This is a genomic window from Burkholderia seminalis DSM 23518 (genome assembly GCF_902832885.1).
Lineage (GTDB): Bacteria > Pseudomonadota > Gammaproteobacteria > Burkholderiales > Burkholderiaceae > Burkholderia > Burkholderia seminalis.
Map to the genome: position 1 here is coordinate 181,346 of NZ_CADFDK010000007.1, position 25,385 is coordinate 206,730.

The following is a 25,385-nucleotide window of genomic DNA, read 5'->3' on the forward strand; positions in this document are numbered from 1 at the left end:
TCGGCGGATTCAGTCCGACACGACCGGCTTGATCAACGTCGTGGTGATCGGCGCGAAGCCGCACGCACGATACAGCGCGCGCGCCGCCGTGTTGTGATTGAACACCGACAACCCGATCTCGGTGACACCATACCGGCGCGCCTCGGCATCGAGCGCATCGAGCGCGCGCGTGGCCCAGCCCTGGCGGCGCCGGGACGGGACAATGTCGAGGTCGTAGATGAACAGCGTGCGGTTCGGCCCTTCGGGGACGATCGCGTACCAGAGGTCGCCCACCGCGTCGCCGCTGGCGCCGTCGACGAGCATGACGAGGGTCTGGCCGGCGGTCAGCAGGCCGTCCGGCAGCAGCGTATCGAAGCAGGCGCGCGCACGCTCGGCCGCATCTTCGACAGCATTTTGTCCGGAGGACACGAGATCGCGCGCGTAGCCGTCGATGGCGCGCGTGCGGTACGCGTGGAATTCGCCGGCCGTCATCGGCCGCATCTGCAGCATGGCCCGGTCGCCGTGAACGGAATCGGACTTCCAGTGTAGCGGGACAGTCGCACCGGCGCGCGATGCGGCGGTGGAAAACGGGCGGACAGGTTCGGCGGACGCCGCGCCGAATCAGCGAATCAGCGAATCAGCGAATCAGCGAATCAGCGACGATACAGGACGATCGGTACGAGGTGCGCACGACGCACGCGCTCGGCTTCGGCGCGACGCGCGGCATACGAATATTCGGCGTCGAGCGGCAGGTGCGGGGACACGAACAGGTCGTCGATCTTTTGCAGCAGGGCGAAGATGAAGCTCATTTGAGACTCCTGACAGAGGGCTAGGGTTTTCCCTTAGATTGACTCCATTCTAAGGGTTTTCCCTGAACTCTGCCAGCGGGCCGCATCAGTTTGCCGCACGCGCGCGACAGCGGATCGTCGGCGCGAAACGGTAATCCTTGCCCCGTAAGGGCCGCAGGATAGGGTCGGATTAATTAACGCGTTCGACGGGTTCGCTTGGCAACCGCCGCCTCGCGGTTCGCCGTGCGCTGCAGCCGGTCGACTTGCGACAGGAGCGCTTCGTGGTGTTCCTCGAGCGTCATCAGCGTCGCCTGCTGCGTCGACAGGTCGGCCGCGAGTCGATCGATCCGCTGCTGCTTCGCGGCCGCGTCCTGCTTCAGGTGCGCGATCTGCCGCGTCTGCATCACCAGCGCGACGAGTCCCGCCAACACGACGACGGCCAGTGCCAGCAGCAGACGGTTGACGCGACGCATCTCGCGATCGGCCGCGCGGGTCACGCCGTCCACGTCGGACTGCAGCACGGCGAGCCGGTCGGTCAGCGGGCGCAGGTGCGTATCCGGATCGAAGGCCGGCGCGGCCGGGTGCGCGCGCTCCGACGACGGCTTCGTGACGAAGGACGCAACGGAGGCCACCGGCTGCGTGACGGGCGGCTGCGGAACGTCGGGCTGCGCGGCAGCCTCCTTGGCTGTCGCCGAATTCGTGATGCTTGCCGGCTCGGCAGCCTCTACCGGCATCGGTGACGCGACAGGCGCGGTGGCGATGTCCGGCGAGCGGTTCGCTTCAGCCGCTTCCGGCGCCGCGTCGACGCGCGTCGCAGCCGGCGCGGATTGTTTCGCCGCCGTTTCGCTCGCACCGGCAGCCGCCCGGCGCTTGCCGCCCGACGACGGGCGGCGCTCCCTCACGGCCTCGCCGGAAAATTTCCCCTCGCGGGATTTGACGGCCACAGCCTCAGCGGCCGGCTTCGCAACTTCAGCCTCTGCCGCTGGCGATTCGGCTGCCTTCGCCGCGGCGCCAGCGGCCGCTTGCAGCGTGGCCGCCGCCTTCTCGGCGCCGTCGGCCGCAAAGACCTCGGCCGTCGTCGCAACACCGTCGGCGGCAGGCAAATCGGCTGACTTCATGGCGCCGCCATCGGCGGATGGACCGTCGACGTTCGCAGCCAAACCGCCTTCAGGTGTCGACATACTCTCGGCCGCGCCCCCGCCTTCCGGCTGCGCCGCGCCTTCGGCTGCCGCGTGTCCGGCCGCAATCTCGGGCTCCGGCGCGATGAACCCGTCCAGCGTGGCCTGTCGCCCGTCGTCGGCACCGGCCGCATCGGCTTCCCCGATCGCGTCATCGCGCGCCGCAACCGGCATGCGCTCGCCCGGCTCGAGCACCGGATCGCCGAACAGGTCGAGCGTCCGTTCGTCCCGCGGCACGTCGCCGGCCGGCGCACTGCCGGATCGTGCCGTCGCCCGGGCGGACGTGCTGCCTGCGGCAGCGGCCGAGCGCTGGCGGGAACGGGCCGACGAACGGGTGGAACGGGAACGGGGGCGAGGCGTGGAAACGGATTCGGTCATGGAAATCGGATAGCGGGGCCCACAGGCGCGGACCCGGATGTCGAACGGAATCGGTGATCGGCCATTGTCGCACGCCCCGCAGCCGATTCACGGTATTCATCGCCCGACCGGCCGTGTCCGCCGTCGAGGCGCGCGACACCCGGCCACGCGCGCAACTCGTCGCAGATCGCCGCGTATGCGAGTGCCGACACCCGCGCCAGCGCGATGCGCACCGGGTCATGCTCCCCCGTGCCGTCGGCACGCTCCACGATGAACGGCTCGCACTCGATCTGACCGGTCGGACAGTCGCTCACGAAGCCGTCGCGGTACTTGGGGTGGCCAGCCATTCGATCGACTTGATCCCATCCGTACGCGATCGGGATCGCCGTCAAGATCGCGAGAGCCCACGTCATCGCCACCCGCGCACGCTCGCGTTTGTCACCTGCCTTCGCAAAATCCGACAAGACAGATCAACAACCCACCGCCTCTCGTACTCGTTCAATTTTCACCGGCACGAACGTTTCATAACATCCGTCGACGCTCGAACCAACCGATTCGCCAGCCGAGCCGAGTCCCAAACCCAATCGCCCGAGGTCGGAAATTTTCCCTGTCAGCAGCCCGTACGATCCGGCCACCGCCGTCACTCACGCCAGAGAACGCCAGGCGGCCGGCAACGCGCGCCCGCCGGACGGCCACGCGCATTCGCCGCCTCGCGGCACCCGCTGCGCCGCCGCATCGACAACCAGCGCGCTCGCGCAGGTGCTCGCCGTTGCCCTCGCGCTCCCGGGCCTCGCCCACGCGCAGGTCCCGCAAGCCGGACAATCACTGCGCGACGTCGAAACGACACGCCCTGCGCTGCCGGCCCCCGTCACACCCGACATCGTGCTTCCACCGTCGGCTGACGGTGACAGCCGCGCGCCCGACTCGGCCGACGGCCCGCGCGTGCCGGTGCGCGCGTTCGCGTTCGACGGCAACCGGCTCGCCGACGATGCACAGCTTCAGGCGCTGCTCGCCGATCTCGTCGGCCGCGACCTCGGCTTCGACGAACTGCGCGCCGCCGCGGACCGCGTCACCGCCTGGTATCGCGCCCGCGGCTACGTGCTGGCGCGCACCTATCTGCCGCGTCAGGACATCGATGATGGTGTCGTCCGCATCGCGATGGTCGAAGGCCGCTACGGGAAGATCGAACTGGATAACGATTCGCGCGTGCTCGACGGCGTGCTGCGCCAGCCGCTCGGCGCGCTGCGGCCCGGCGACGCGGTACGCGGCGCGGATCTCGAGCGTGCCCTGACCCTGCTCGACGAGTTGCCGGGGGTCGATGCGAAAGGCACGCTGCGCGCGGGCGCCGAACCCGGCACGACCGATCTCGCCGTCACGGCGCAGCGCGCCCGCTTCGCCACCGGCTCGCTCGAACTCGACAACTTCGGCGATCCGCTCACCGGCCGCTATCGGGCCACCGGCATCCTCGACGTCAACGCGCCGCTACGGCTCGGCGATCAACTGTCGTTGCGCGGCCTCACCAGTCAGACCCGGCAGCGCTACTACCGTGCCGCCTATCAGGTGCCGGTAGGCCCCGCGTCGACCCGGATCGGCGTCGCCTATTCCGACATGACCTATCGGCTCGGCGGGGATTTCCGCGCGCTCGACTATCGCGGCAGCGCGAACGTGCAGAGCGCGTTCGTGATCCAGCCGCTGCTGCGCGGCCGGCGCGCGCGCCTCGACGCCCAGGTGTCCTACGAGAACAAGAACCTCCACGAGTACTACGGCAGTTTCGACACCCTCAGCGACAAGAACGTCGGCCTGTGGTCGTTCGGTTTGAGCGGCAACAGCGACGACGATCGCTTCGGCGGCGGCCGCAATGCGTTCTCGATGACGCTCGGCATCGGGCGGCTGCGCGGCAACGATCCCTTCGAGGCGAATGCGTTCGCAAAGACGCACGGCCCGTTCGCGAAACTGAACCTCAACGCACTGCGTCTGCAGTCTCTCGGGGCGCCATTCCAGCTCTACACGCAGTTCAGCGCGCAACTCGCGTCGCGCAACCTCGACGCGTCGGAAAAATTCAGCCTCGGCGGCCCGTACGGCGTGCGCGCGTATGGGCTCGGCGCCGGCAGCGGCGACCAGGGCTGGCAGGCGAGCGTCGAGCTGCGTTATCTCGCTGCCCCGGGCTGGCAACTCGGCGCGTTCCTGGATACCGGGCGCGTCCAGTTCAACAAGCAGCGTTGGCGCAACGAACTCAACACGCTGCAGTTGTCGGGCACGGGGCTCAGCCTGAACTGGTATGGCGCGGGCCGCCAACTCGGCGTCACGGCCGCGTGGCCGCTCGGCGCCGCCGACTCGATCCAGACGGTCACGCGCGCGCCGAGCGTGTGGCTGCAGGCCGCGCAGTATTTCTGAGCGGCCGCCGACTGCCCGTCCGGCCCTGGCCGGACGGCAACCGCAGACAGCTTCGCTGTCCGCGACACGACGGGGCGCTCATTCCCGCCCTGCCCGTATCGATTCGTCACGCATGCCCGTCGATGTCGGCGAATCGACCCAACCTTGAGGAAACAATAACGATGAACAAGACCTATGCCCTGGTATGGAACCTGGTCCGGCGCAGCTGGGCCGCGGTCGGGGAAACCGCGCGCCGCCGCGGCAAGACCGGCAGCGGCAAGCGCGCGGCCGTCGCCGCCGTATCGCTGCTCGGCTTTGCCGCGCTGCCCGCGTTCGCGTTGCCCAGCGGCGAATCCGTCGCCAACGGGAAGGCCGACATCAGCCGCTCGAACGATGGCCGCTCGATGTCGATCAATCAGCACACCGACAAGCTCGTCACCAACTGGCAAGACTTCAGCGTCGATCACGGCGAGCGCGTGTCGTTCCATCAGCCCGGCAGCCAGTCGATCGCGCTGAACCGCGTGCTCGGCAACCAGGGCAGCCAGATCCACGGCGCCATCGACGCCAACGGCAAGGTGTTCCTGGTCAACCCGAACGGCGTGATGTTCGGCAGCGGCGCGCAGGTCAACGTCGGCGGCCTGGTCGCGTCGACCCAGAACCTGTCCGATGCCGACTTCCTCGCAGGCCGCTATCGCTTCGCCGGCACCTCTGGCGCCTCCGTCGTCAACGAAGGCACCCTCACCGCCGCGGAGGGCGGCAGCGTCGCGCTGCTCGGCGCGCGCGTGTCGAACCGGGGCGTGATCCAGGCCAAGCTCGGCAGCGTCGCACTCGGCGCCGGCGAAGCCTTCAACGTCAACTTCGACGGCAACGGGCTGTTGAACCTGCAGGTCGAACGCGGCGCCGTCGACGCGCAGGTCAACAACGGCGGCCTGCTGAAGGCCGACGGCGGCGCAGTGCTGATGAACGCACGCGCGGCCGGCGATCTGCTCGGCGCGGTGGTCAACAATACCGGCGTGATCGAGGCGCGCGGCCTGTCCGGTCGCGGCGGCCGGATCACGCTCGACGGCGGCACGGTCAAGGTCGGCGGCAAGCTCGACGCGAGCGCGGCGGATAACGGCGCGCCGGTGGGGGCGGTCGTGACGCGCGGCGAGCGTGTGGATGTCGCTGCCGCTACGCGCGTCGACACGCGTTCGGGCAGCACGGCCGGCACGTGGACGATCGAAGCGGCGAACGCCGGCGTGAACGGTCCGAACATCAGCGGGCGCTCGATCGACACGGATACGCTGTCGCGCAATCTCGACACCACCAGCATCGAGCTGGCGAACACGCAAGGCGATTTGACGGTCGGCGCCCCGGTGTCGTGGACGAGCGACAACGCGCTGACGCTGACGTCGCGCAAGGCCAACGTCGACCTGCGCGACACGCTGTCGGCGACCGGCGCGAACGCGCGCCTGACGCTCAATGCGGGCGACCGGATCCGCCTGAACAATGCCGTCAAGCTCACCGGCCGCAACGCGCATCTCGAACTGAATTCGCGCAACGGCCACGTGCTCGCGAATGCCCGGGCCGTGGTCACGCTGTCGGGCCCGTATTCGTCGTATCGCGCGAACGGCCAGGACTACAAGGTGGTGCACACCCTCGCCGATCTGCGCAACATCGCGTCGAACATGGCCGGCAACTATGTGCTCGGCAATGCGATCGACGGCGCCGGAGCGAACTTCATCACCATCGACAACGGCAGCGCCTTCGTCGGCGTATTCGACGGCCTCGGCAACTCGATCAGCCGACTCGCCATCAGCAATCCCAACGGCCCCAACGTCGGCCTGTTCGGCTCCAACATGGGCTGGATCGGCAACCTCGCGCTGCACGGCATCCGCGCGACGTCGTCGGCGCGCAATGAATCGATCGGGTCGCTGGTCGGCTATAACTTCGGCACGATCTCGAACGTGAAGGCCACGGACATCACGGTCACGGCTCGGGGCGTGACGGAAGCCGGCGGCCTGGTCGGCGCCAACATCAACGGCCGGATCGACGGCGCGACCGTGGCCGGCCGTCTCGACGCCGATCGATCGACCTATTATGCCGGCGGCCTCGTCGGTGCCAACCGCAAGTTCTCGGAGGGCGGCGAGATCACCGACAGCCATGCGAACATGCGCGTGACAGTCGCACGGGACGGGGCGACCGGCGGCCTCGCCGGCTATAACAACGGCCTCATCCTGAATTCGTCGAGCGCCGGCAGCGTAACCGGCAACGGTCCTTTGGCGATGCTGGGCGGCCTCGTCGGCGTCAACGACTTCGGCGGCGTCATCCGCCACTCGTCGTCGTCGTCCAGCGTGACGGCCGGTTCCAACGCGGTGGCCGGCGGCCTCGTCGGCGGCAACGCGGGCCGCATCGACGAAACGCAGGCAACCGGCACGGTGACGGTCGGCGATATCAGCATCGCCGGCGGCCTGGTCGGCGTCAACGAAGGCGAGATTTCGTCGTCGACGGCCAGCGGCAACGTATCGGCAGGCGCACTGAGCAAGGCGGCCGGCCTGATCGGCTCGAACGCCGGCCAGGTCGCCAATGCCGAGGCCAAGGGCAACGTGACAGCGGGCGCGTCGAGCATGGCGGGCGGCCTCATCGGCCTGAACACCGGTCTGCTGCAGAACGTCAAGGCAAGCGGCAATGTCAAGGCCGGCAATGAAAGCCTGGTCGGCGGCCTCGTCGCGCACAACAAGAACGGCCTCATCCGCAACGCGTCGGCACGCGGCAGCGTTACGGCCGGCTACGCATCGACGGCAGGCGGGCTCGTCGGGCTGAACGACGGTTCCATCGAGGCATCCGAAGCCGAAGGCGCGGTGCTGGTCGGTAACGACAGCACGGCCGGCGGTCTCGTCGGCATCAACAACGGCCGAATCGCCACCTCGAAGGCGTCTGGCAATGTCTCGGCCGGCAACGCGAGCACGGCCGGCGGCCTGGCCGGCCTCAGCATCGGCGTGATCAACGCGTCGGCGGCGTCCGGCAACGTCACGGCCCTGGCCGCCAGCAACGTGGGCGGTCTCGTCGGCCTCAACCGGGGCAACATCGAGGGCACGAAAGCCAGCGGTAACGTCAAAGCCGGCGCCGGCAGCACGGTGGGAGGTCTCGTCGGCGCGAACGAAAAGGGCAACATCCGCTCGTCCTCGGCATCGGGTGACGTCGAGGGGGGGCCGATGAGCGACATCGGCGGTCTCGTCGGCTCGCTCATGGGTTCAGTCGACAACTCGCATGCGTCGGGCACCGTCAAGGGTTCGGGCGGACACTTCGTCGGCGGCCTCGTCGGCAACAACGCCGGGTTCATCACGGCCTCGTCCTCGAGCGGTGCGGTCCATGGCGGGCGCGGCGCATGGGTGGGCGGCCTCGTCGGCGGCAACTTCGGCGTGGTGAAGGGATCGACGACCAGCAGCCGCGTCGTCTCCACCGAAGCCGGCAGATACGGTGCGTTTGCCGGCTTCAACGCTTCCTTGCTGTCGGGCAACACGGCGACGGGCGACGCCGCCGGTTCGCCGAAGGTCGCGGTCAACATCGGCGGCGGTCGCGTGGAAGACTAAGCGGGAACGCGCGCGGGCGTCGGGCCTCGCCAGCCAGACAGGCAGGTCCGACGCCCGCCATGCATCCAGGCCGCCCGGGCAAGGGCGGTCGCACATCGCCGGTCATCCGTTCGCGTGTCTCGCCATCGACCACATTACCGTGTCGACGTTGTGCGAGTCCGATCCCGGCAGCGACACGCGGCATTGATCGAGCGTCGCGTTGTTCCGCGCGCCGCAGTTCATCGGAACCGCGTGGCCCGTTACGAAGCGTCGGTCATGGAAAGGGGTTGGGGCCTACGGACGCGCAACCGGTCGTCGAACGGAATCCGTGATCGGCCATCGTCGCCAGCCCCGCAACCGCTTCGGCCTATTCGTCGCCCGACAATCCGTTGCCTTCTTCGAAACGCGTCACCCCCTTCAGCCCGCGCAGCTTGTCGCAGATCGCCCGGTACTCGAGTTCCGACACCCGCGCCAGCGCGATGCGCACCTCGTCGTGCTCGCCCGTGTCGTCGGCACGCTGCACGATGAACTGCTTCACGCGCGCACTGTCCGGGCCGAGCGCCGCATGCAGCGAGTCGAACGTCAGCGTGCCGCTCACGACCGTCAGCGCGAGCTGGCGCCGCTGGCGCACCGTGAAGTAGCGCCGCTCCAGCGGCTTGATGCCGGCCAGGATGATCAGGATGATGATCGTCGCCGAAATCGACGCGACGTAGAGCCCGCCGCCCACCGCGAGACCGATCGCGGCGACCGACCACAGGCTCGCGGCCGTCGTCAGCCCGCGCACGATCTCGCCGCGCAGCAGGATCGAGCCCGCGCCGAGGAAGCCGATGCCCGACACGACCTGCGCGGCGATCCGCGACGGGTCGAGCATGATGTGGTCGCTGCTGCCGAGCACATCGGCAAAACCGAACGCCGACACGATCATGATCAGTGTCGAGCCGACGCACACCAGCATGTGCGTACGCAGGCCCGCCGCCCACGACAGGCGCTCGCGCTCGAAGCCGATGACGCTGCCGAGCGCCGCCGCGAGAACGAGCCGCATCACGAGTTCCAGGTTGCTGAGCATCCGATTTCTCTCCTTTTTTTGGTGCCGGCCGCGCGGAATGTTTTATCCTTGGCCCCGGCCGCGCCGATCCTCCGGGCCGTGCCGACACGTTTCGATCCAAGCGCTCAACCCCGCCATGCCCGTTTCCGACTCCGCATCCGCCCAGGCCGCCCAGCTGCGCCACCATTTCGCGCACGTCGTCTTGCCGATCTGGCGAGGTTCAGGGTTCGACCCGTCATTGCAGCTGCCGTTCGAGGCCGTCGATCCGGCCACCCACGCGCCGCTGCCCGTCACCCGTTATCGCGCAATGGCGTGCGCTCGGCAACTGTTCGTGTTCGCGCAGGCCGGCGACACCGCGCACGCGGCCACGCTGTTCGACGCGCTGTGCCGCCGCTTTCGCGACGCGCGCCACGGCGGCTGGATCTACAGCGTCGATGCGCGCGGCGCGCCGCTCGATACGACCAAGGATCTCTATACGCACGCGTTCGTCGTGTTTGCGTGCGCCGCATGGCATGCGGCTTCGGGCGACGCCGACGCGCGCACGGTGGCCGCGGAGACGGCCGCGCTGATCCAGGATCGCTTCGCCCCGCGCCCCGGCGACGCACTGCTCGATGCGGCGCGCCACGCCGATTTCTCGTCATCCGGCAGCGGTGCGCTGCAGAATCCGCTGATGCACCTGACCGAAGCATGGCTCGCGGCCGCCGACGCATTCGGCGACGCGGCGTTCGACGATGCGTTGTTGCGCACCGCGCAGGCCGTCGAGCGCACGTTCGTCGACGCGGCGACCGGCTGCGTGGCCGAGCTGCCGCTGGGCGCGGCCGACAACCGCTTCGAGCCCGGCCATCAATTCGAGTGGTTCTATCTGGTCGATGCGGCCGGCGCGCGGCTCGCGCAGACCGGGCTCCCCGCCGCGCTGTCGCGCGCGTTCGCGTTCGCGGAACAATACGGCGTCGATCCGCAAACGGGCGGCGTCCGCGCGGCGCTCGACGCGCAAGGCGCGTGCGTCGACGGCACACAGCGGATCTGGGCGCAGACCGAATACCTGCGCGCGCTCGCGACGCACGGCGGCACGCCGGCCTCCGCGCCGCTGGCGCGGCAGATCGAGCGGTTCGCCGCGCGGTTCCTGCATCCGCGCGGCTGGTTCGAGTGCAAGACGGCGGACGGGCAGGTGTCGCGCGCCGACATGCCGTCGACGACGCCCTACCACCTCGCCACCGCCTACGCGGCGCTGCCGGCCGGCTCGTAACCCGTCCCGGCGAACGACGGCGCCGCGCGTTCGCCGCGGGCGGCGCGTCCGTCACCCAGTTCGAACACCGACACGGCCTGCATCAGGTGCGCGGTCTGGTCGTTCAGCGACGCCGCCGCCGCCGCGACTTCCTCGACCAGCGCCGCGTTCTGCTGCGTAAGCTGATCCATCTGCGTGACGGCCTGGTTCACCTGCTCGATCCCGACGCTCTGCTCGACCGACGCGGCCGTGATCTCCGACATCGTCTGCACGACGCGCGTGATCGACGCCGACACCGTCCGCATCGCGTCGCCGGCGCGCTCGACGAGTTCCGCGCCGCCGTTGATCTGCGCAACCGAATCCTCGATCAGCGCCTTGATCTCCTTCGCCGATTGCGCGCTGCGCTGCGCGAGCGAGCGCACCTCGCCCGCGACCACCGCGAAGCCGCGCCCCTGTTCGCCGGCCCGCGCGGCCTCGACCGCCGCGTTCAGCGCGAGGATGTTGGTCTGGAATGCGATGCCGTCGATCACCGAAATGATCTCCGCGATCCGCCCGGAGCTTTGCGCGATGCCGCGCATCCGGTCGATCACGCTGTCGACCACGCCGCCGCCGTGGCTCGTCGCCTCGAGCGCCGCGTCGGCCAGCGCGCTCGCCGCGCGGGCGCTGTCGGTGTTCTGCCGGACGGTCGCGGTCAGCTCCTCCATGCTCGCGGCGGTTTCCTCGAGCGACGCAGCCTGCGTGCCCGTGCGCGCCGACAGGTCGGCGTTGCCGCCCGCGATCTCGCCCGCGCCGAGGTGGATCGCGTCGGACGCGTGGCGCACCGTGCGCACGGTGCTTGCGATGCTCGTCTGCATCGCGGCAAGGCCGCGCAGCATCCGGTCGATCTCGAACACGCCGCCCGCGCGCACGGTTTCGTCGAGCCGGCCCTGCGCGATCCGTTCGAAATGGCGGCCGGCGTCCTCCAGCGGCGCGACGACCGCGCGCCGCGCGGCCGCGTAGATCGCGGCGCTCGCCGCGAGCATCGCCACCAGCAGCACGATGCCGACCGACTTGAACCACAGCATGCCGCCGTCGATCGTGTCGAGCGCCGCGCGGCTCGATGCGCCGCCATAGTCGGTGAAGCGGTGCAGCTCGGCGATATAGGCGTCCTGGATGCCTTGCGTCGGCTGGTCGAGGAACGCCTGGATGTTGTCCGCGTCGAGGAACTGCACGAGTTCGCCCAGCGCGCCGCGCAGCGCGCGATAGCGCTCCGCGAGCGCCGCGACGCGCGCGCGGTTCGTGTCGTCGACCGGCTGCGCGGCCGTCAGCACGGCGAACGCCTTGTCCGCTTCCGCGAGCGACGCGCCGGCATGGCGGATGATGTCTTCCGGCTTCGGGCCGCCGCGCACCATCCGCGTACCGGCGCGCGACAGGTTGATGCGCGCGTCGAGCAACTGCTCGGTCGCCCGGCTGGCCGCGTCGACCTGCGCGATCGCGACGTTCGACAGATCGTCGACGCCGCTGCGCGTCGACGTGAGCGCCCAGAAGCCGAGCGCTTCGATCGCGAGCAGGAAGAGACAAAACACGGTCAACACGCCGAGCAGACCCGACGCGAGCTTGATTTTTCCGAACATGGGGAGATTCCTGGAAAGCGGACGATGAGGCAATGCCCCGGCATTAGCGGCATTTCTTCGTCGGACTTTAGGAGCGGAAGGCGGCAATGTTCGCGTTGCCCGCGCATTCCCTCGGAATCGCCCGCAAACAGGGGAGATCTTCGGTATTCGACGCAATAATCGCGTCGCGTCACGCCGTAATTTGCACGAAACGTGAACGAATTTCCTTGCTTATCCGCAGCCCCCTTCCTAGAGTTCAGCGCAAGCGGGCACGCATTTCGAGGGAAGTTCGATGACCGACATCACGGACCACGCGCGCGGCGCATTGCGCGCGCAACCGTTCAGCATGCTGCTGGGCACGGAGCTGATGCATATCGGCGACAACGAAGTGTCGCTGTGTCTGCCCGTGCGCGACGAACTGCGGCAGCAGCACGGTTTCGTGCACGGCGGCGTCATCAGCTATCTCGCGGACAATGCGCTGACGTTCGCCGGCGCGCTCGTGCTCGGCCCGCGCGTGATCACCGCCGAATACAAGATCAACTACCTGCGGCCGGCCGTGAACGGCACGCTCGTCGCGCGCGCGAAGCTCGTCTACGCAGGGCGGCATCAGGCGACCTGCCAGTGTCATGTGTTCGTCATCGACGGCGATCACGAACGCCTCGTCGCGATCGCGCAAGGCACGATCAACCGCGTCGGCGACGGCAAGATGCCGGATGGCCCGGCGGAAACGGCCTGACCGACCTGAACGGGCGAAAGCGATTGTCGGCACGCCGAACGACGTGGGTGGATTCGAACCCGATGGCCGGGCGCCGCAGCAAGACCGCTCACGCCGCTCACATGTACAGCGCGTCCCGACCTAACGTTTCATCGCGGCAAGATAGACTGCATCGCCTTCACGCCGGCCGACTGCGACGACCAGAACGACAACTTCCGAATCGCGTACTTCGTAGACGAGTCGGTAGCCGACGCCGCGCAGCTTGATCCTGTCATGATCCGGGTGGCCATGCAGTTCGGCCGAGGGAACGCGAGGATGCTCGATCCGCTCGGCAAGCCTGGCCTTGTATTGATCGCGACCAGTGCGATCGAGCTTCTTCCACTCCCTCAATGCAGATTCGAGAAAGGCACGTTCAAAGGTCATTCAGCGTGACCTTGACGACCCTCTCCTTGGCGCGCGAATCGGCCAACGCATTGTCTTCAATGTCTTGCAGACGTTCGCCCCACGTCTTCGCCGGAATGCAATAGAACGCAGGCTCGTTGTGATTCAGAATCGCGACCGGGGAAACCCTCTCCTGCCGCGACCGTCCCCATCGGGTTCCGTTTCAGCGCCGAAACGCTCGCGGTCACGCTGGCCAGCATGGTGTAAGGCATGTCGATTCCTTCTCCAGCCAGGCAACGATTATGCTTTATTTGGCCCCAAATTCAGCACCTGAATAAGCACCCATTAAATCCACCGCTGCCGTGCCGAACCGCGGTTTTTCACGCACCAGGCCAGATCGACGTGCACGCTACGCCGGATCCGCTTCCTCCCCCGCCAGCGGCAAAAAGCGCGGCGCCACACGCGCCCTCAGGTTCCCGCTCTCGTCGGTACGATAAATCCCGCGCGCCACGTTATGCGGATGCGCGGCCGCGTCGGCCACGCTCAGCAGCGGCGCGAAACACGCGTCGGTGCCTTCGAGCAGCGCGCGCCAGTGTGCGGACGGCTGGCGAGCGAACACGTCGGCGAAACGCGCCTTCAGCGCCGGCCAGCGCGCGCGGTCGTACTGCGATGCCGGATCGACGTCGGCCAGCCCGAGCCGTTCGACCAGCAGCGCATAGAACGGCGGCTCCAGCGCGCCGATCGTCACGCACTCTCCGTCTGCGCAGCGGTACACGTCGTAAAACGGCGCATCGTGAAAGAGGCTCGGCTGCGCGCCGTCGAGCTGCCCGTTCGCGCGCGCCCACAGCGCGAGCGAACCGAGCATCGACACGATGTCGACGATCGCGCCGTCGACCACGCGCCCCGGGCCGCCGCCGCGCACGTCGAGCAGCGCACAGACGATCCCGAACGCGAGCCCGAGCGCGCCGCCGGCATCGCCGACGACGGTCGGCGGCAGCCCCGGCCGGCCGTCGCGCGGCGCGGACAGCGACAGCAGCCCCGTCAGCGCGACGTAGTTCAGGTCGTGCCCGGCCGCGGCCGCGAGCGGGCCGTGCTGGCCCCAGCCGGTCATCCGTCCGTACACGAGCTTCGGGTTGCGGCGCGCGCAAGCGTCGGGCCCGAGGCCGAGCCGCTCCATCACGCCGGGCCGCAGCCCCTCGATCAGCGCGTCGGCCCGCGCGATCAGGTCGAGCGCGGCGTCGCGGCCGGCCGGCGCCTTCAGGTCGAGTTCGACGATCGTCTTGCCTTCGCGCAGCAGATCGCCGTTGCGGGCCCGCAACGCGTCCGGCGCGCTCGTCCGGCCGGACGGACGCGCGATCAGCGTGATCCGCGCGCCCATCCCGGCGAGCATCCAGCCCGCGAGCGGGCCGGGGCCGAGACCTTCGAATTCGACGATGTGGATGCCCGAAAGCGGCGTATCGAGTGGCATGCGATTCTCCTGTCCCGGTCGGCGCGTCGGCACTTGCGCCGGCGCGGTGCTTCGTGCGGCGGCTTGCATCCGGCACACGCGCCGCAAACGAAAAATCCCTGCGCAGCGGGTTCCGCTTCGCAGGGATCGCGGCGCGTCATGCGCGTGCCGGTGCGCGCGTCAGAACGCGTCGCCCGGCACCCGCACCCAGCCTTCCATCAGCACGCGCGCGCTGCGGCTCATGATCGCCTTCGTGACGGTCCACTCGCCGTTCTCGAGCCGCGCCTCCGCGCCGACGCGCAGCGTGCCCGACGGATGGCCGAAGCGCACCGCGTTGCGTTCGCCGCCGCCCGCCGCCAGATTGACGAGCGTGCCGGGGATCGCCGCGGCCGTGCCGATCGCGACCGCCGCCGTGCCCATCATCGCGTGGTGCAGCTTGCCCATCGACATCGCGCGCACCAGCAGGTCGACATCCCCCGCGTTCACGCGCTTGCCGCTCGACGCGACGTAGTCGGCCGGCTTCGCGACGAACGCGATCTTCGGCGTGTGCTGCCGCGTCGCGATTTCGTCGAGCGTATCGATCAGGCCCATGCGCAGCGCGCCGTGCGCGCGGATCGTCTCGAACTTCTCGAGCGCCGTCGCATCGCCGTTGATCGCGTCCTGCAGCTCGGTGCCCGTATAGCCGATCGCTTCCGCCTCGACGAAGATCGTCGGGATGCCCGCGTTGATCATCGTCGCCTTCAGCGTGCCGACGCCCGGCACCGCGAGATCGTCGACGAGATTGCCGGTCGGAAACATCGAACCGCCCGCGCCCTCTTCCTCGGCGGCCGGGTCCATGAATTCGAGCTGCACCTCGGCGGCCGGGAACGTGACGCCGTCCAGCTCGAAATCGCCCGTCTCCTGCACCGCGCCGTTCGTGACCGGCACGTGCGCGACGATCGTCTTGCCGATGTTCGCCTGCCAGATCCGCACGGTCGCGACGCCGTCGCGCGGCACGCGCGCCGGATCGACTAGCCCGCCGCTGATCGCGAACGGGCCGACGGCCGCCGACAGGTTGCCGCAGTTGCCGGTCCAGTCGACGAACGCCTTGTCGATCGCGACCTGGCCGAACAGGTAGTCGACGTCGTGGCCGGGCCGCGTGCTCTTCGACACGATCACCGTCTTGCTGGTGGACGACGTCGCGCCGCCCATCCCGTCGATCTGCTTGCCGTACGGATCGGGGCTGCCGATCACGCGCAGGAGCAGTGCGTCGCGCGCGGCGCCCGGCGCCTGCGCGGCGTCCGGCAGGTCCTGCAGCCGGAAGAACACGCCCTTGCTGGTACCGCCGCGGATATAGGTCGCGGGAATCCTGATTTGAGGAATATGAGCCATGTCTGTGTTCTCTCCGTGCGCCCGTCAGGCCGCCTGCGACGATTCGAGGAAGTCCTGCGCGAAACGCTGCAGCACGCCGCCCGCCTCGTAGATCGACACTTCCTCGGCCGTGTCGAGCCGGCACGTCATCGGCACCGCGACGCGCTCGCCGTTCTTGCGGTGAATCACGAGCGTCAGGTCGGCGCGCGGCGTACGCTCGCCGATCACGTCGAAGGTCTCGGTGCCGTCGATGCCGAGCGTCGTGCGGTTCGTGCCCGGCTTGAACTCGAGCGGCAGCACGCCCATCCCGATCAGGTTCGTGCGGTGGATCCGCTCGAAGCCTTCGGCGGCGATCGCCTCGACGCCCGCGAGCCGCACGCCCTTCGCGGCCCAGTCGCGCGACGAGCCCTGGCCGTAGTCGGCGCCGGCCACGACGATCAGCGGCTGCTTGCGGTTCATGTACGTCTCGATCGCCTCCCACATCCGCATGACCTTGCCTTCCGGCTCGACGCGCGCGAGCGAGCCCTTCTTCACCGCGCCGTCGACGACCGCCATCTCGTTGATCAGCGTCGGATTCGCGAAGGTCGCGCGCTGCGCGGTCAGGTGGTCTCCCCGGTGCGTCGCGTACGAGTTGAAGTCTTCTTCCGGCAGGCCCATCTTCGCGAGGTATTCGCCGGCCGCGCTGTCCGGCAGGATCGCGTTCGACGGCGACAGGTGGTCGGTCGTGATGTTGTCGCCGAGCACCGCGAGCGGACGCATGCCCTTCAACGTGCGCTCGCCGGCCAGCGCGCCTTCCCAGTACGGCGGGCGGCGGATGTACGTGCTCTGCGCGCGCCAGTCGTACAGCGGCGCCGCACGCTCGCCGGCGTCGGCGCTGCGCGCGAACATCGGCTCGTAGACCTTGCGGAACTGCTCGGGCTTCACGCTCGACGCGACGATCGCATCGATCTCCTCGTCGGTCGGCCAGATGTCCTTCAGCGTGACGGGCTTGCCGTCCCGGTCGTGGCCGAGCACGTCCTTCTCGATGTCGAAGCGGATCGTGCCGGCGATCGCGTAGGCGACGACGAGCGGCGGCGACGCGAGGAACGCCTGCTTCGCATATGGGTGGATGCGGCCGTCGAAGTTGCGGTTGCCGGACAGCACGGCCGTCGCGTACAGGTCGCGATCGACGATTTCCTGCTGGATCCTCGGGTCGAGCGCGCCCGACATCCCGTTGCAGGTCGTGCACGCGAACGCGACGATGCCGAAGCCGAGCTTCTCGAGTTCGGGCAGCAGGTTCGCTTCTTCCAGGTACAGCTCGACCGCCTTCGAGCCCGGCGCGAGCGAGCTCTTCACCCACGGCTTGCGCGTGAGGCCCTTCGCGTTCGCGTTGCGCGCGAGCAAGGCCGCGGCGATCACGTTGCGCGGGTTGCTGGTGTTCGTGCAGCTCGTGATCGCGGCGATGATCACCGCGCCGTCGGGCATCTCGCCCGGCTTCTCTTCCCACTGGCCGGCGATCCCGCGCGCGGCCAGATCGGACGTCGGCAGCCGCTTGTGCGGGTTCGACGGACCGGCCATGTTGCGCACGACGCTCGACAGGTCGAACGTCAGCGTGCGTTCGTACCGCGCGTTGGCCAGCGTGTCGGCCCACAGGCCGGCCGCCTTCGCGTAGGTCTCGACGAGCCTGACCTGCTCGTCGCTGCGGCCGGTGAGGCGCAGGTAGTCGGTCGTCTGGCCGTCGATGAAGAACATCGCGGCCGTCGCGCCGTATTCGGGCGCCATGTTCGAGATCGTCGCGCGGTCGCCGAGCGTGAGGCTCGCCGCCCCTTCGCCGCGGAATTCCAGGTACGCGCCGACCACCTTCTCCTTGCGCAGGAACTCGGTCAACGCGAGCACGATGTCGGTCGCGGTGATGCCGGGCTGGCGCTTGCCGGTCAGCTCGACGCCGACGATGTCCGGCAGGCGCATCCACGACGCGCGGCCGAGCATCACGTTCTCGGCCTCGAGGCCGCCCACGCCGATCGCGATCACGCCGAGCGCGTCGACGTGCGGCGTGTGGCTGTCGGTGCCGACGCAGGTGTCCGGGTACGCGACGCCGTCGTGCGCCTGGATCACCGGCGACATTTTCTCGAGGTTGATCTGGTGCATGATGCCGTTGCCCGGCGGGATCACGTCGACGTTCTCGAACGCCTTCTTCGTCCACTCGATGAAGTGGAAGCGATCCTCGTTGCGGCGATCCTCGATCGCGCGGTTCTTCGCGAACGCGTCCGGATCGAAACCGCCGCATTCGACGGCGAGCGAGTGGTCGACGATCAGCTGCACGGGCACGACCGGGTTCACCTTCGCCGGGTCGCCGCCGCCGTCGGCGATCGCGTCGCGCAGGCCGGCGAGATCGACGAGCGCCGTCTGCCCGAGGATGTCGTGGCACACCACGCGCGCCGGGAACCACGGGAAGTCGCGTTCGCGCTTGCGCTCGATGATCTGCTTCAGCGAATCGGCGAGAATCGCCGGGTCGCAGCGGCGCACGAGGTTTTCGGCAAGGACGCGCGACGTGTACGGCAGCGTGTCGTAGGCGCCGGGCGCGATCGCGTCGACCGCGGCACGCGCGTCGAAATAGTCCAGCGACGTGCCGGGCAGGGGTTTGCGGTTGGCGGTATTCATGATGTGGGGCGGGAATCGGGGTATGACGTTCCGCGCGCGCCGGCCGCCCGCATCACGGGCATCGGCGCGCGCGGCAGGTGTTTCAGCGCTTCTCGATCGGCACGAACTGCAGGTCTTCCGGGCCCGTGTAGTTCGCGCTCGGGCGGATGATCTTGTTGTCGATGCGTTGCTCGATGATGTGCGCGCTCCAGCCCGACGTACGCGAGATCACGAACAGCGGCGTGAACATCGCGGTCGGCACGCCCATCATGTGATACGACACCGCGCTGAACCAGTCGAGGTTCGGGAACATCTTCTTCGCCTCCCACATCACCGACTCGAGGCGCTCGGCGATGTTGTACAGCTTCAGATCGCCCGCTTCCTTCGACAGCTTGTGCGCGACGCCCTTGATCACCTTGTTGCGCGGATCGGAGATCGTGTAGACCGGGTGGCCGAAGCCGATCACGACTTCCTTGTTCTCGACGCGGCGGCGGATGTCCGCTTCGGCGTCGTCCGGCGAGCTGTAGCGGCTCTGGATGTCATACGCGACCTCGTTCGCGCCGCCGTGCTTCGGCCCGCGCAGTGCGCCGATCGCACCGGTGATCGCCGAGTAGATGTCCGAGCCCGTGCCCGCGATCACGCGGCCCGTGAACGTCGATGCGTTGAATTCGTGCTCCGCGTACAGGATCAGCGACGTGTGCATCGCCTCGACCCACGACTTCGACGGCGTCTTGCCGTGCAGCAGATGCAGGAAATGGCCGCCGATCGAGTCGTCGTCGGTTTCCGTCTCGATGCGCTTGCCGTTGTGCGAGAAGTGATACCAGTACAGCAGCATCGAGCCGAGCGACGCCATCAGGCGGTCGGCGATGTCGCGCGCGCCCGGCAGGTTGTGGTCGTCCTTCTCCGGCAGCACGGTGCCCAGCACCGACACGCCCGTGCGCATCACGTCCATCGGGTGCGCGGACGCCGGGATCTGCTCGAGCGCCGCCTTCAGCGCGCTCGGCAGGCCGCGCAGCGCGCGCAGCTTGGTCTTGTATGCAGCCAGTTCGGTCAGGTTCGGCAGCGTGCCGTGCACGAGCAGGTGCGCGATTTCCTCGAATTCGCACGATTCGGCGACGTCGAGAATGTCGTAGCCGCGGTAGTGCAGGTCGTTGCCGGTCTTGCCGACCGTGCACAGCGCCGTGTTGCCGGCCGTCACGCCCGACAGCGCCACCGATTTCTTCGGCTTGAATGCGCCTGCGGCGGCCGGTGCTGCTGCGTCTTTCGTCTCGCTCATGTTTCCGTTCTCCAATGTTCCAGATGCCTGTATCGGGGGGCGGGCCGCGTTACTTCTTGCCCTGCGCGAACAGCTCGTCGAGCTTGCGTTCGTATTCGTGATAGCCGAGGAAGTCGTACAGCTCGGCGCGCGTCTGCATCGTCGGCACGGCCGCCTTCTGCGTGCCGTCGCGGCGCAGCGTTTCGTAGAAATTCAGCGCGGCCTTGTTCATCGCGCGATACGCGCCGCAGCAGTACAGCGCGATGTCGACGTTCGCCTCGCGCAGTTCGTCGAGCGTGAACAGCGGCGTCGAACCGAACTCGGTCAGGTTCGCGAGGATCGGCACCTTCACGGCTGCCTTGAAGCGGCGGTAGTCGTCGAGCGACTTCATCGCTTCCGGGAAGATCATGTCCGCGCCGGCTTCGACGTACGCGACCGCGCGCTCGATCGCCGAGTCGATCCCTTCCGCGGCGGCCGCATCCGTGCGCGCCATGATCACGAACTGGTCGTCGGTCCGCGCATCGACCGCGGCCTTGACGCGATCGACCATTTCCTCGGTCGGCACGACTTCCTTGCCCGGGCGGTGGCCGCAGCGCTTCTGGCCGACCTGGTCCTCGAGGTGCACGGCCGCGACGCCGGCCTTGATGAACGAGCGGACCGTGCGCGCGATGTTGAACGCGCCGCCCCAGCCCGTGTCGATGTCGACCAGCAGCGGCAGGTCGGTCGCGTTGGTGATCCGGTTCGCGTCGATCAGCACGTCTTCCATCGTGCTGATGCCGAGATCGGGGATCCCGAGCGAGTTCGCGGCGACGCCGCCGCCCGACAGGTAGACGGCCTTGAAGCCGACGGCCTGCGCCATCTTGGCCGCGTACGCGGTGATCGCGCCGACCACCTGCAGCGGCTGTTCCGCCGCGACTGCCGCGCGAAATTTCGCGCCGGCGCTCTGAAGATGCGTATTGCTCATGAACGGCCTCCTGATGGAATGCCTGATAACAGCAAGGACCGGGCCAGCGCGCGAAACGTCGCTAACCCCCTGATTCTTAAGCAACCGGTCCGGGTGGCACGATGTCCACCGATTTCAATTCGGCAATTTCATGTTTCAAAAATGAAATCTCACGCGCATAATCGATCGTCATGGACCTCTCCTCGACCAAGCCCGTCGGCCCGGCCGATCGCACGGTGCGCCCGCGCATCTGGGCGATGGGCATCAGCCGCCTGCGCGACCTGTTTCGCGAGATCGCCGGCGAATTCGACGAACGCGCCGACGTGCGCATCGTGACGCGCGCGTATGAGGATGCGCTCGGCGCGATCGCCGAGGCCGGTGCCGCGCGGCCCGACGTGATCGTCGCGGCCGGCTCGAACGGCGGCTTCCTGAAGACGCGTGCGCCGGTGCCGGTGGTGGTGGTATCGCCGACCGGCTTCGACGTGATGCAGGCACTCGCGCGCGCCCGGCGCGACGCGTCGCGGATCGCGCTCGTCAGCGCCGGGGACACCCCGCCTGAAGTGCGCCGCTTCGTCGCCGCGTACGGCCTCGACGTGCAGTTTGCGTCATATCAGTCCGCGCAGGAAGCGGAAGCCTGCGTGCACGACCTGCACGATCGCGGCATCGAGACGATCGTCGGCCCCGGCCTCGTCACCGATCTCGCGGCGAGTGCCGGCATGGGCGCGGTGTTCCTGTATTCGCACGCCTCCGTGCGCAAGGCTGTCGAGACGGCGCTCGAGGTCGCGTATGCGACGCACGCCGAGGCGTTCCGCCGCCAGCGGCTCGACACGCTGCTGCAGCATCTGCGCGACGGCGTGGTCGCGCTCGACGCACACGGCCGCGTCGAGGCGATCAACGAGCGGCTCGCGTCGGCGCTCGGGGTCGAACCCGCGGCGGCGGTCGGCCGCGCGCTCGTCGACCTGCGGCCCGAGCTGCGCACGCTGCGCGGCGAGGACGGCGACGCGCTCGCCACCGTACGCGGCGTGCGCTACGTCGTGCATCGCGGGCCGCTCGTCGATCGCGGCGTGACGTCGGGCAGCGTGCTGACGTTCCAGGAATCGCGGGCGGTCGAACGGCTCGACCGCGCGTTGCGTTCGCAGCCGACCACGCAGCAGTTCGCCGCGCGCTACGCGCTCGACGACGTGGTCGGCGCCTCGGCGCCGATGACGCGCGTGCGCGACCTCGTGCGCCGCTACGCGAAATCCGATGCGACCGTGCTCGTGCTCGGCGAAAGCGGCACCGGCAAGGAAATGATCGCGCAGAGCCTGCACGGGCTGTCCGCGCGGCGCAGCTACCCGTTCGTCGCGGTCAACTGCGGCGCGTTTCCGGAAGCGCTGCTCGAGAGCGAGCTGTTCGGTTACGAGGAAGGCGCGTTCACCGGCGCGCGGCGCGGCGGCAAGACCGGCCTGTTCGAGGCCGCGCATCGCGGCACGCTGTTTCTCGACGAGATCGGCGAGATGCCGCCGTCGCTGCAGAGCCGGCTGCTGCGCGTGCTGCAGGAGCGCGAAGTGATCCGGCTCGGCTCGACCGAGCCGATCCGCATCGACGTGCGCGTGATCGCCGCGACGCACCGGCCGCTGCTCGCGGCCGTCGAGGCCGGCACGTTCCGCGCCGATCTCTATTACCGGCTCAACATCCTGAACGTCGGCCTGCCGCCGCTGCGCGAGCGCGCGGCCGACATCCCCGCGCTCGCCGCGGCGCTGCTCGTGCAGGCTGCACGGCGCGAATCGCGTCTCGCCGAACGCCTGCGCGATGCCGGCGACGCCGCGCGCGTGCTCGACGCGACCGGGGCGACGCTCGCGCGCTACCGGTGGCCCGGCAATGTGCGCGAGCTGCAGAACGTGATCGAGCGGATCGCGGTGGAACTCGCCGAGGAAGCCGATGAAAACGATCCCGCGGCCGCGTGCGGCACGCTCGATCCCGACGCGCTGCGGACGATCGCCCCCGAACTGTTCGCGGCGGCGCCCGACGCGGCCGACACCGACGACGCGCAGACCTTGCACGCGCGCCGCCGTCGCGCGGAAGCCGACGAGATCCGCGCGGTGCTCGACGCGTGCGGCGGCGACCGCGACCGCGCGTGCGCGATGCTCGGCATCAGCAAGACGACGCTGTGGCGGAAGCTGTCGGCGAAATAAGCCCGGCGGACGGCCGGTCTGTCAGTCGGCCTTGTGATAGTGGCGGTACGCCTTGGCGCGATTGCCGCACGACGACATCGAGCACCAGCGGCGGCTGCCGTTCTTGCTGTCGTCGATGAACAACCACTGGCACGCGTCGTTCGCGCAGCGCTTGACCTTCGCGAACCGCGCGCCGCCGAGCAGGTCGATCGCCGACCACAGCACCGGGCTCAGCAACCCGGCGAGCGTCGCGCCCGCGCTCCCGACCCGCCACGCATAACCGCCGTCGATGCGCGCCAGCGCGACGCGCGGCGACGCTTCCGCCAGAAAACCGCCGAGCAGCGCGAGGTCGTCCGCGTGCGGCTCGCGCTGCTCGGCCTGCGCATGAAAGAGCCGATACAACGCCTCGCGCAACGCGAGCGCACGCGCCAGCAGCGCCGGCTCGCCTTCCTCCACCCCACGTGCACGACAGGCTTCCGCCACGCCGGCCGGCACGCCGGCGTGCTCGCGGCACCACGCCAGCAGGTCGTCCAGCGTGCCGAAGGTTTCCGTCGGCGGATCGCTGCCGCGCCAGTACAGCGTGTTCATGAAATCGATGCCCAGCGTCTCGGGCGGCGATGGAATCAGGCAGTCCGTCGCGACGGAAGGTTGCGTTTTGCTCATGATGCGATCGTATCTAACCACCATGCCGGTTGACAAGCCTCCGGGCACTTTCTAACATAACCGGCATGGTAGTTATAAATAGGTCTGCTGCACGGACAACCGCCTCGGTCCAGGGAGCCACAGTCGATCGATCGTCTTTCGTATGGCGTTATCCACAACGGCCGCACGTTCCACGACAGCACGCTCGGCACACTCCGCTACAAGCGGCTTGCATGGCGGTCATGAGCAGGTTTGCCGCACCGACGTCCCCTTTCAGTCCAAGGAGCCACAAATGATCGATCACCTTTCGTTCGGCGTTGCACACATCGGCCGCAGCCGCACCTTCTACGACCACGCGCTCGGCGCACTCGGCTACAAGCGGCTGTATAGCGACGACGGTTCCATCGGGTACGGCACGACCGAGCCGGAGCTGTGGTTGCAGCACGCGGCGCGCCCCGTCGTCGCCGATCCCGACTCGGGGTTGCACCTGTCGTTCAAGGCCGCGTCGCCGGTCGAGGTCGACGCGTTCTACCGCGCCGCGCTCGCGCACGGCGGCCAGGACAACGGCGGGCCGGGCAAGCGCGAACACTACGGTCCCGGCTATTACGCGGCGTTCGTCGTCGATCCCGACGGATATCGGCTGGAAGCGCATTGCGAACTCGACAACATCGTGTGACGCCGCGTGGATTCACCGTAGACAAATGCGAAGGGCCCGATTCCGCATCCTGCGGAATCGGGCCCTTTCGGGTGTTGGCACGCCGGCGCCGGTTACCGCGCGTCGCGCGCAGGCTGCAACTGCTCGCCGAGCCCGTCGATCCCGAGGCGCACCGTCTGGCCGGCCTTCAGGAACACCGGTGACGGCTTGATGCCCATGCCGACGCCCGGCGGCGTGCCGGTCGTGATCACGTCGCCCGGCTGCAGCGTCATGCAGGTCGACAGATACGCGATCAACTGTGCGACCGTGAACACCATCGTGCGCGTGTTGCCGTTCTGATAACGGTGGCCGTCGACTTCGAGCCACAGGTCGAGACGCTGCGGATCGGGCACTTCGTCGCGCGTGACGAGCCACGGGCCGATCGGGCCGAACGTGTCGAAACCCTTGCCCTTGTCCCACTGGCCACCGCGCTCGATCTGCCATTCGCGCTCGGACACGTCGTTGACGACGCAATAGCCCGCGACGTAATCGAGCGCGTTCGCTTCGGCGACGTCCTTGCAGGTCGTGCCGATCACGACGCCGAGTTCGACTTCCCAGTCGGTCTTGACCGAACCCTTCGGAATGTCGATGCCGTCGTTCGGACCGCAGATCGAACTCGTCCATTTGCCGAACACGACCGGCTCCTTCGGGACCGGCATGCCGGCTTCCGCCGCGTGATCGGCATAGTTCAGACCAATGCCGATGAACTTGCGGACGTGCCCGACGCACGCGCCGATGCGCGGCTCGCCGGCTACGAGCGGCAGCGTGGCCGGATCGATCGCGCGCAGCCGCGCGAGACCCGCGTCGGACAGCACGTCGCCGGCAAGATCCGGCACGTGTGCGGACAGGTCGCGAATCCGGCCGGCCGCGTCGAGGATACCGGGCTTTTCCTGGCCGGACGGGCCATAGCGAAGCAGTTTCATCGTGCTACCTCTGTTGTCGAATGGGACAGGATACCGGCGACGCGGCCCTTCGTGGCCGCGCACCGGACGGATTGTCGATCGTCGATTGCGCGCGTCGACACCGCACCCGGCGGGCCGTCGACGCGCGAAGGTCGCGCGGGCGCAGCGATCGCGGCGTCGTACGAACAGTACGGCG

The 25,385-nt window shown here is 68.7% G+C and carries 20 protein-coding genes; 6 read left to right on the forward strand and 14 right to left on the reverse strand.

The features are described from left to right. Window positions 1-9 precede the first annotated feature (9 nt). From HWX00_RS22445 to HWX00_RS37405, 4 genes are all read right to left on the reverse strand, one after another. Complete coding sequence (locus HWX00_RS22445) at window positions 10-489, reverse strand: GNAT family N-acetyltransferase (RefSeq protein WP_124670397.1); 480 nt, start codon at window positions 487-489, stop codon at window positions 10-12. A gap of 143 nt (window positions 490-632) precedes the next feature. Beyond that, window positions 633-788, reverse strand: coding sequence for a hypothetical protein (locus tag HWX00_RS22450; RefSeq protein WP_167361908.1), 156 nt, complete (start codon window positions 786-788; stop codon window positions 633-635). A gap of 173 nt (window positions 789-961) precedes the next feature. Continuing rightward, a complete protein-coding gene (locus tag HWX00_RS22455; RefSeq protein WP_175027414.1) occupies window positions 962-2,323 on the reverse strand; it encodes a flagellar hook-length control protein FliK in 1,362 nt (453 codons plus the stop codon). Then, window positions 2,320-2,766, reverse strand: a complete 447-nt coding sequence (locus tag HWX00_RS37405) for a hypothetical protein (protein WP_034187676.1) — start codon at window positions 2,764-2,766, stop codon at window positions 2,320-2,322. Before HWX00_RS37405 ends, HWX00_RS22455 begins: the two co-directional genes overlap by 4 nt. 295 nt (window positions 2,767-3,061) lie before the next feature. On the opposite strand from HWX00_RS37405, the gene HWX00_RS22465 reads away from it, so the two are divergent. Together HWX00_RS22465 and HWX00_RS22470 are read left to right on the forward strand one after the other, a co-directional pair. Next, window positions 3,062-4,696 (forward strand): ShlB/FhaC/HecB family hemolysin secretion/activation protein, encoded by a 1,635-nt coding sequence (locus HWX00_RS22465; RefSeq protein WP_244131186.1) that lies wholly within the window; start codon window positions 3,062-3,064, stop codon window positions 4,694-4,696. A 161-nt stretch (window positions 4,697-4,857) separates the two neighbouring features. Further along, entirely contained in the window at window positions 4,858-8,247 is a 3,390-nt protein-coding gene (locus HWX00_RS22470; protein ID WP_175027417.1) for a GLUG motif-containing protein, read from the forward strand. A 346-nt stretch (window positions 8,248-8,593) separates the two neighbouring features. Here HWX00_RS22470 and HWX00_RS22475 read toward each other — a convergent pair whose 3' ends face one another. After that, a complete protein-coding gene (locus HWX00_RS22475; RefSeq protein WP_034187673.1) occupies window positions 8,594-9,292 on the reverse strand; it encodes an MgtC/SapB family protein in 699 nt (232 codons plus the stop codon). 115 nt (window positions 9,293-9,407) lie between these two features. On the opposite strand from HWX00_RS22475, the gene HWX00_RS22480 reads away from it, so the two are divergent. Further along, on the forward strand, window positions 9,408-10,517 hold the full coding sequence (locus tag HWX00_RS22480) for an AGE family epimerase/isomerase (protein WP_124608512.1): 1,110 nt from the start codon (window positions 9,408-9,410) through the stop codon (window positions 10,515-10,517). Here the strand turns inward: HWX00_RS22480 and HWX00_RS22485 are convergent. Next, window positions 10,490-12,109: a methyl-accepting chemotaxis protein gene (locus HWX00_RS22485; RefSeq protein WP_034187671.1), complete on the reverse strand. Its 1,620-nt coding sequence runs from the start codon at window positions 12,107-12,109 to the stop codon at window positions 10,490-10,492. The two genes, HWX00_RS22480 and HWX00_RS22485, sit on opposite strands and share 28 nt — an antisense overlap. 271 nt (window positions 12,110-12,380) lie before the next feature. On the opposite strand from HWX00_RS22485, the gene HWX00_RS22490 reads away from it, so the two are divergent. Then, window positions 12,381-12,824 carry a PaaI family thioesterase gene (locus HWX00_RS22490; protein WP_034187670.1) on the forward strand — a complete coding sequence of 148 codons (444 nt, stop codon included), beginning with the start codon at window positions 12,381-12,383 and terminating at the stop codon, window positions 12,822-12,824. A 120-nt stretch (window positions 12,825-12,944) separates the two neighbouring features. On the opposite strand, the gene HWX00_RS22495 is transcribed toward HWX00_RS22490, so the two are convergent. The 6 genes from HWX00_RS22495 to prpB all read right to left on the reverse strand — a co-directional run bounded on the left by HWX00_RS22495 (window position 12,945) and on the right by prpB (window position 20,819). Beyond that, on the reverse strand, window positions 12,945-13,226 hold the full coding sequence (locus tag HWX00_RS22495) for a type II toxin-antitoxin system RelE family toxin (RefSeq protein ID WP_175027413.1): 282 nt from the start codon (window positions 13,224-13,226) through the stop codon (window positions 12,945-12,947). 367 nt (window positions 13,227-13,593) lie between these two features. Continuing rightward, window positions 13,594-14,652: a CaiB/BaiF CoA transferase family protein gene (locus tag HWX00_RS22500; protein ID WP_175027412.1), complete on the reverse strand. Its 1,059-nt coding sequence runs from the start codon at window positions 14,650-14,652 to the stop codon at window positions 13,594-13,596. Between the two features lie 159 nt (window positions 14,653-14,811). Beyond that, window positions 14,812-16,002 carry a 2-methylaconitate cis-trans isomerase PrpF gene (gene prpF, locus HWX00_RS22505; RefSeq protein WP_175027411.1) on the reverse strand — a complete coding sequence of 397 codons (1,191 nt, stop codon included), beginning with the start codon at window positions 16,000-16,002 and terminating at the stop codon, window positions 14,812-14,814. Window positions 16,003-16,026: 24 nt separating this feature from the next. Next, window positions 16,027-18,621, reverse strand: coding sequence for a Fe/S-dependent 2-methylisocitrate dehydratase AcnD (gene acnD / locus HWX00_RS22510; RefSeq protein ID WP_175027410.1), 2,595 nt, complete (start codon window positions 18,619-18,621; stop codon window positions 16,027-16,029). Window positions 18,622-18,703: 82 nt separating this feature from the next. Further along, window positions 18,704-19,876 (reverse strand): bifunctional 2-methylcitrate synthase/citrate synthase, encoded by a 1,173-nt coding sequence (gene prpC / locus HWX00_RS22515; RefSeq protein WP_034187666.1) that lies wholly within the window; start codon window positions 19,874-19,876, stop codon window positions 18,704-18,706. Window positions 19,877-19,925: 49 nt separating this feature from the next. After that, a complete protein-coding gene (prpB, locus tag HWX00_RS22520; protein WP_059559132.1) occupies window positions 19,926-20,819 on the reverse strand; it encodes a methylisocitrate lyase in 894 nt (297 codons plus the stop codon). A 170-nt stretch (window positions 20,820-20,989) separates the two neighbouring features. Here prpB and prpR point away from each other — a divergent pair, with 170 nt between their 5' ends. Beyond that, entirely contained in the window at window positions 20,990-22,972 is a 1,983-nt protein-coding gene (gene prpR / locus HWX00_RS22525; RefSeq protein ID WP_175027409.1) for a propionate catabolism operon regulatory protein PrpR, read from the forward strand. Window positions 22,973-22,993: 21 nt separating this feature from the next. Here the strand turns inward: prpR and HWX00_RS22530 are convergent, their stop codons facing one another. Next, window positions 22,994-23,638 carry a CGNR zinc finger domain-containing protein gene (locus HWX00_RS22530; protein ID WP_175027408.1) on the reverse strand — a complete coding sequence of 215 codons (645 nt, stop codon included), beginning with the start codon at window positions 23,636-23,638 and terminating at the stop codon, window positions 22,994-22,996. Between the two features lie 247 nt (window positions 23,639-23,885). Here HWX00_RS22530 and HWX00_RS22535 point away from each other — a divergent pair, with 247 nt between their 5' ends. Continuing rightward, window positions 23,886-24,269: a VOC family protein gene (locus tag HWX00_RS22535; RefSeq protein ID WP_034187662.1), complete on the forward strand. Its 384-nt coding sequence runs from the start codon at window positions 23,886-23,888 to the stop codon at window positions 24,267-24,269. 92 nt (window positions 24,270-24,361) lie between these two features. Here HWX00_RS22535 and HWX00_RS22540 read toward each other — a convergent pair whose 3' ends face one another. Further along, a complete protein-coding gene (locus HWX00_RS22540; RefSeq protein WP_034187661.1) occupies window positions 24,362-25,210 on the reverse strand; it encodes an ureidoglycolate lyase in 849 nt (282 codons plus the stop codon). Window positions 25,211-25,385: the final 175 nt, after the last annotated feature.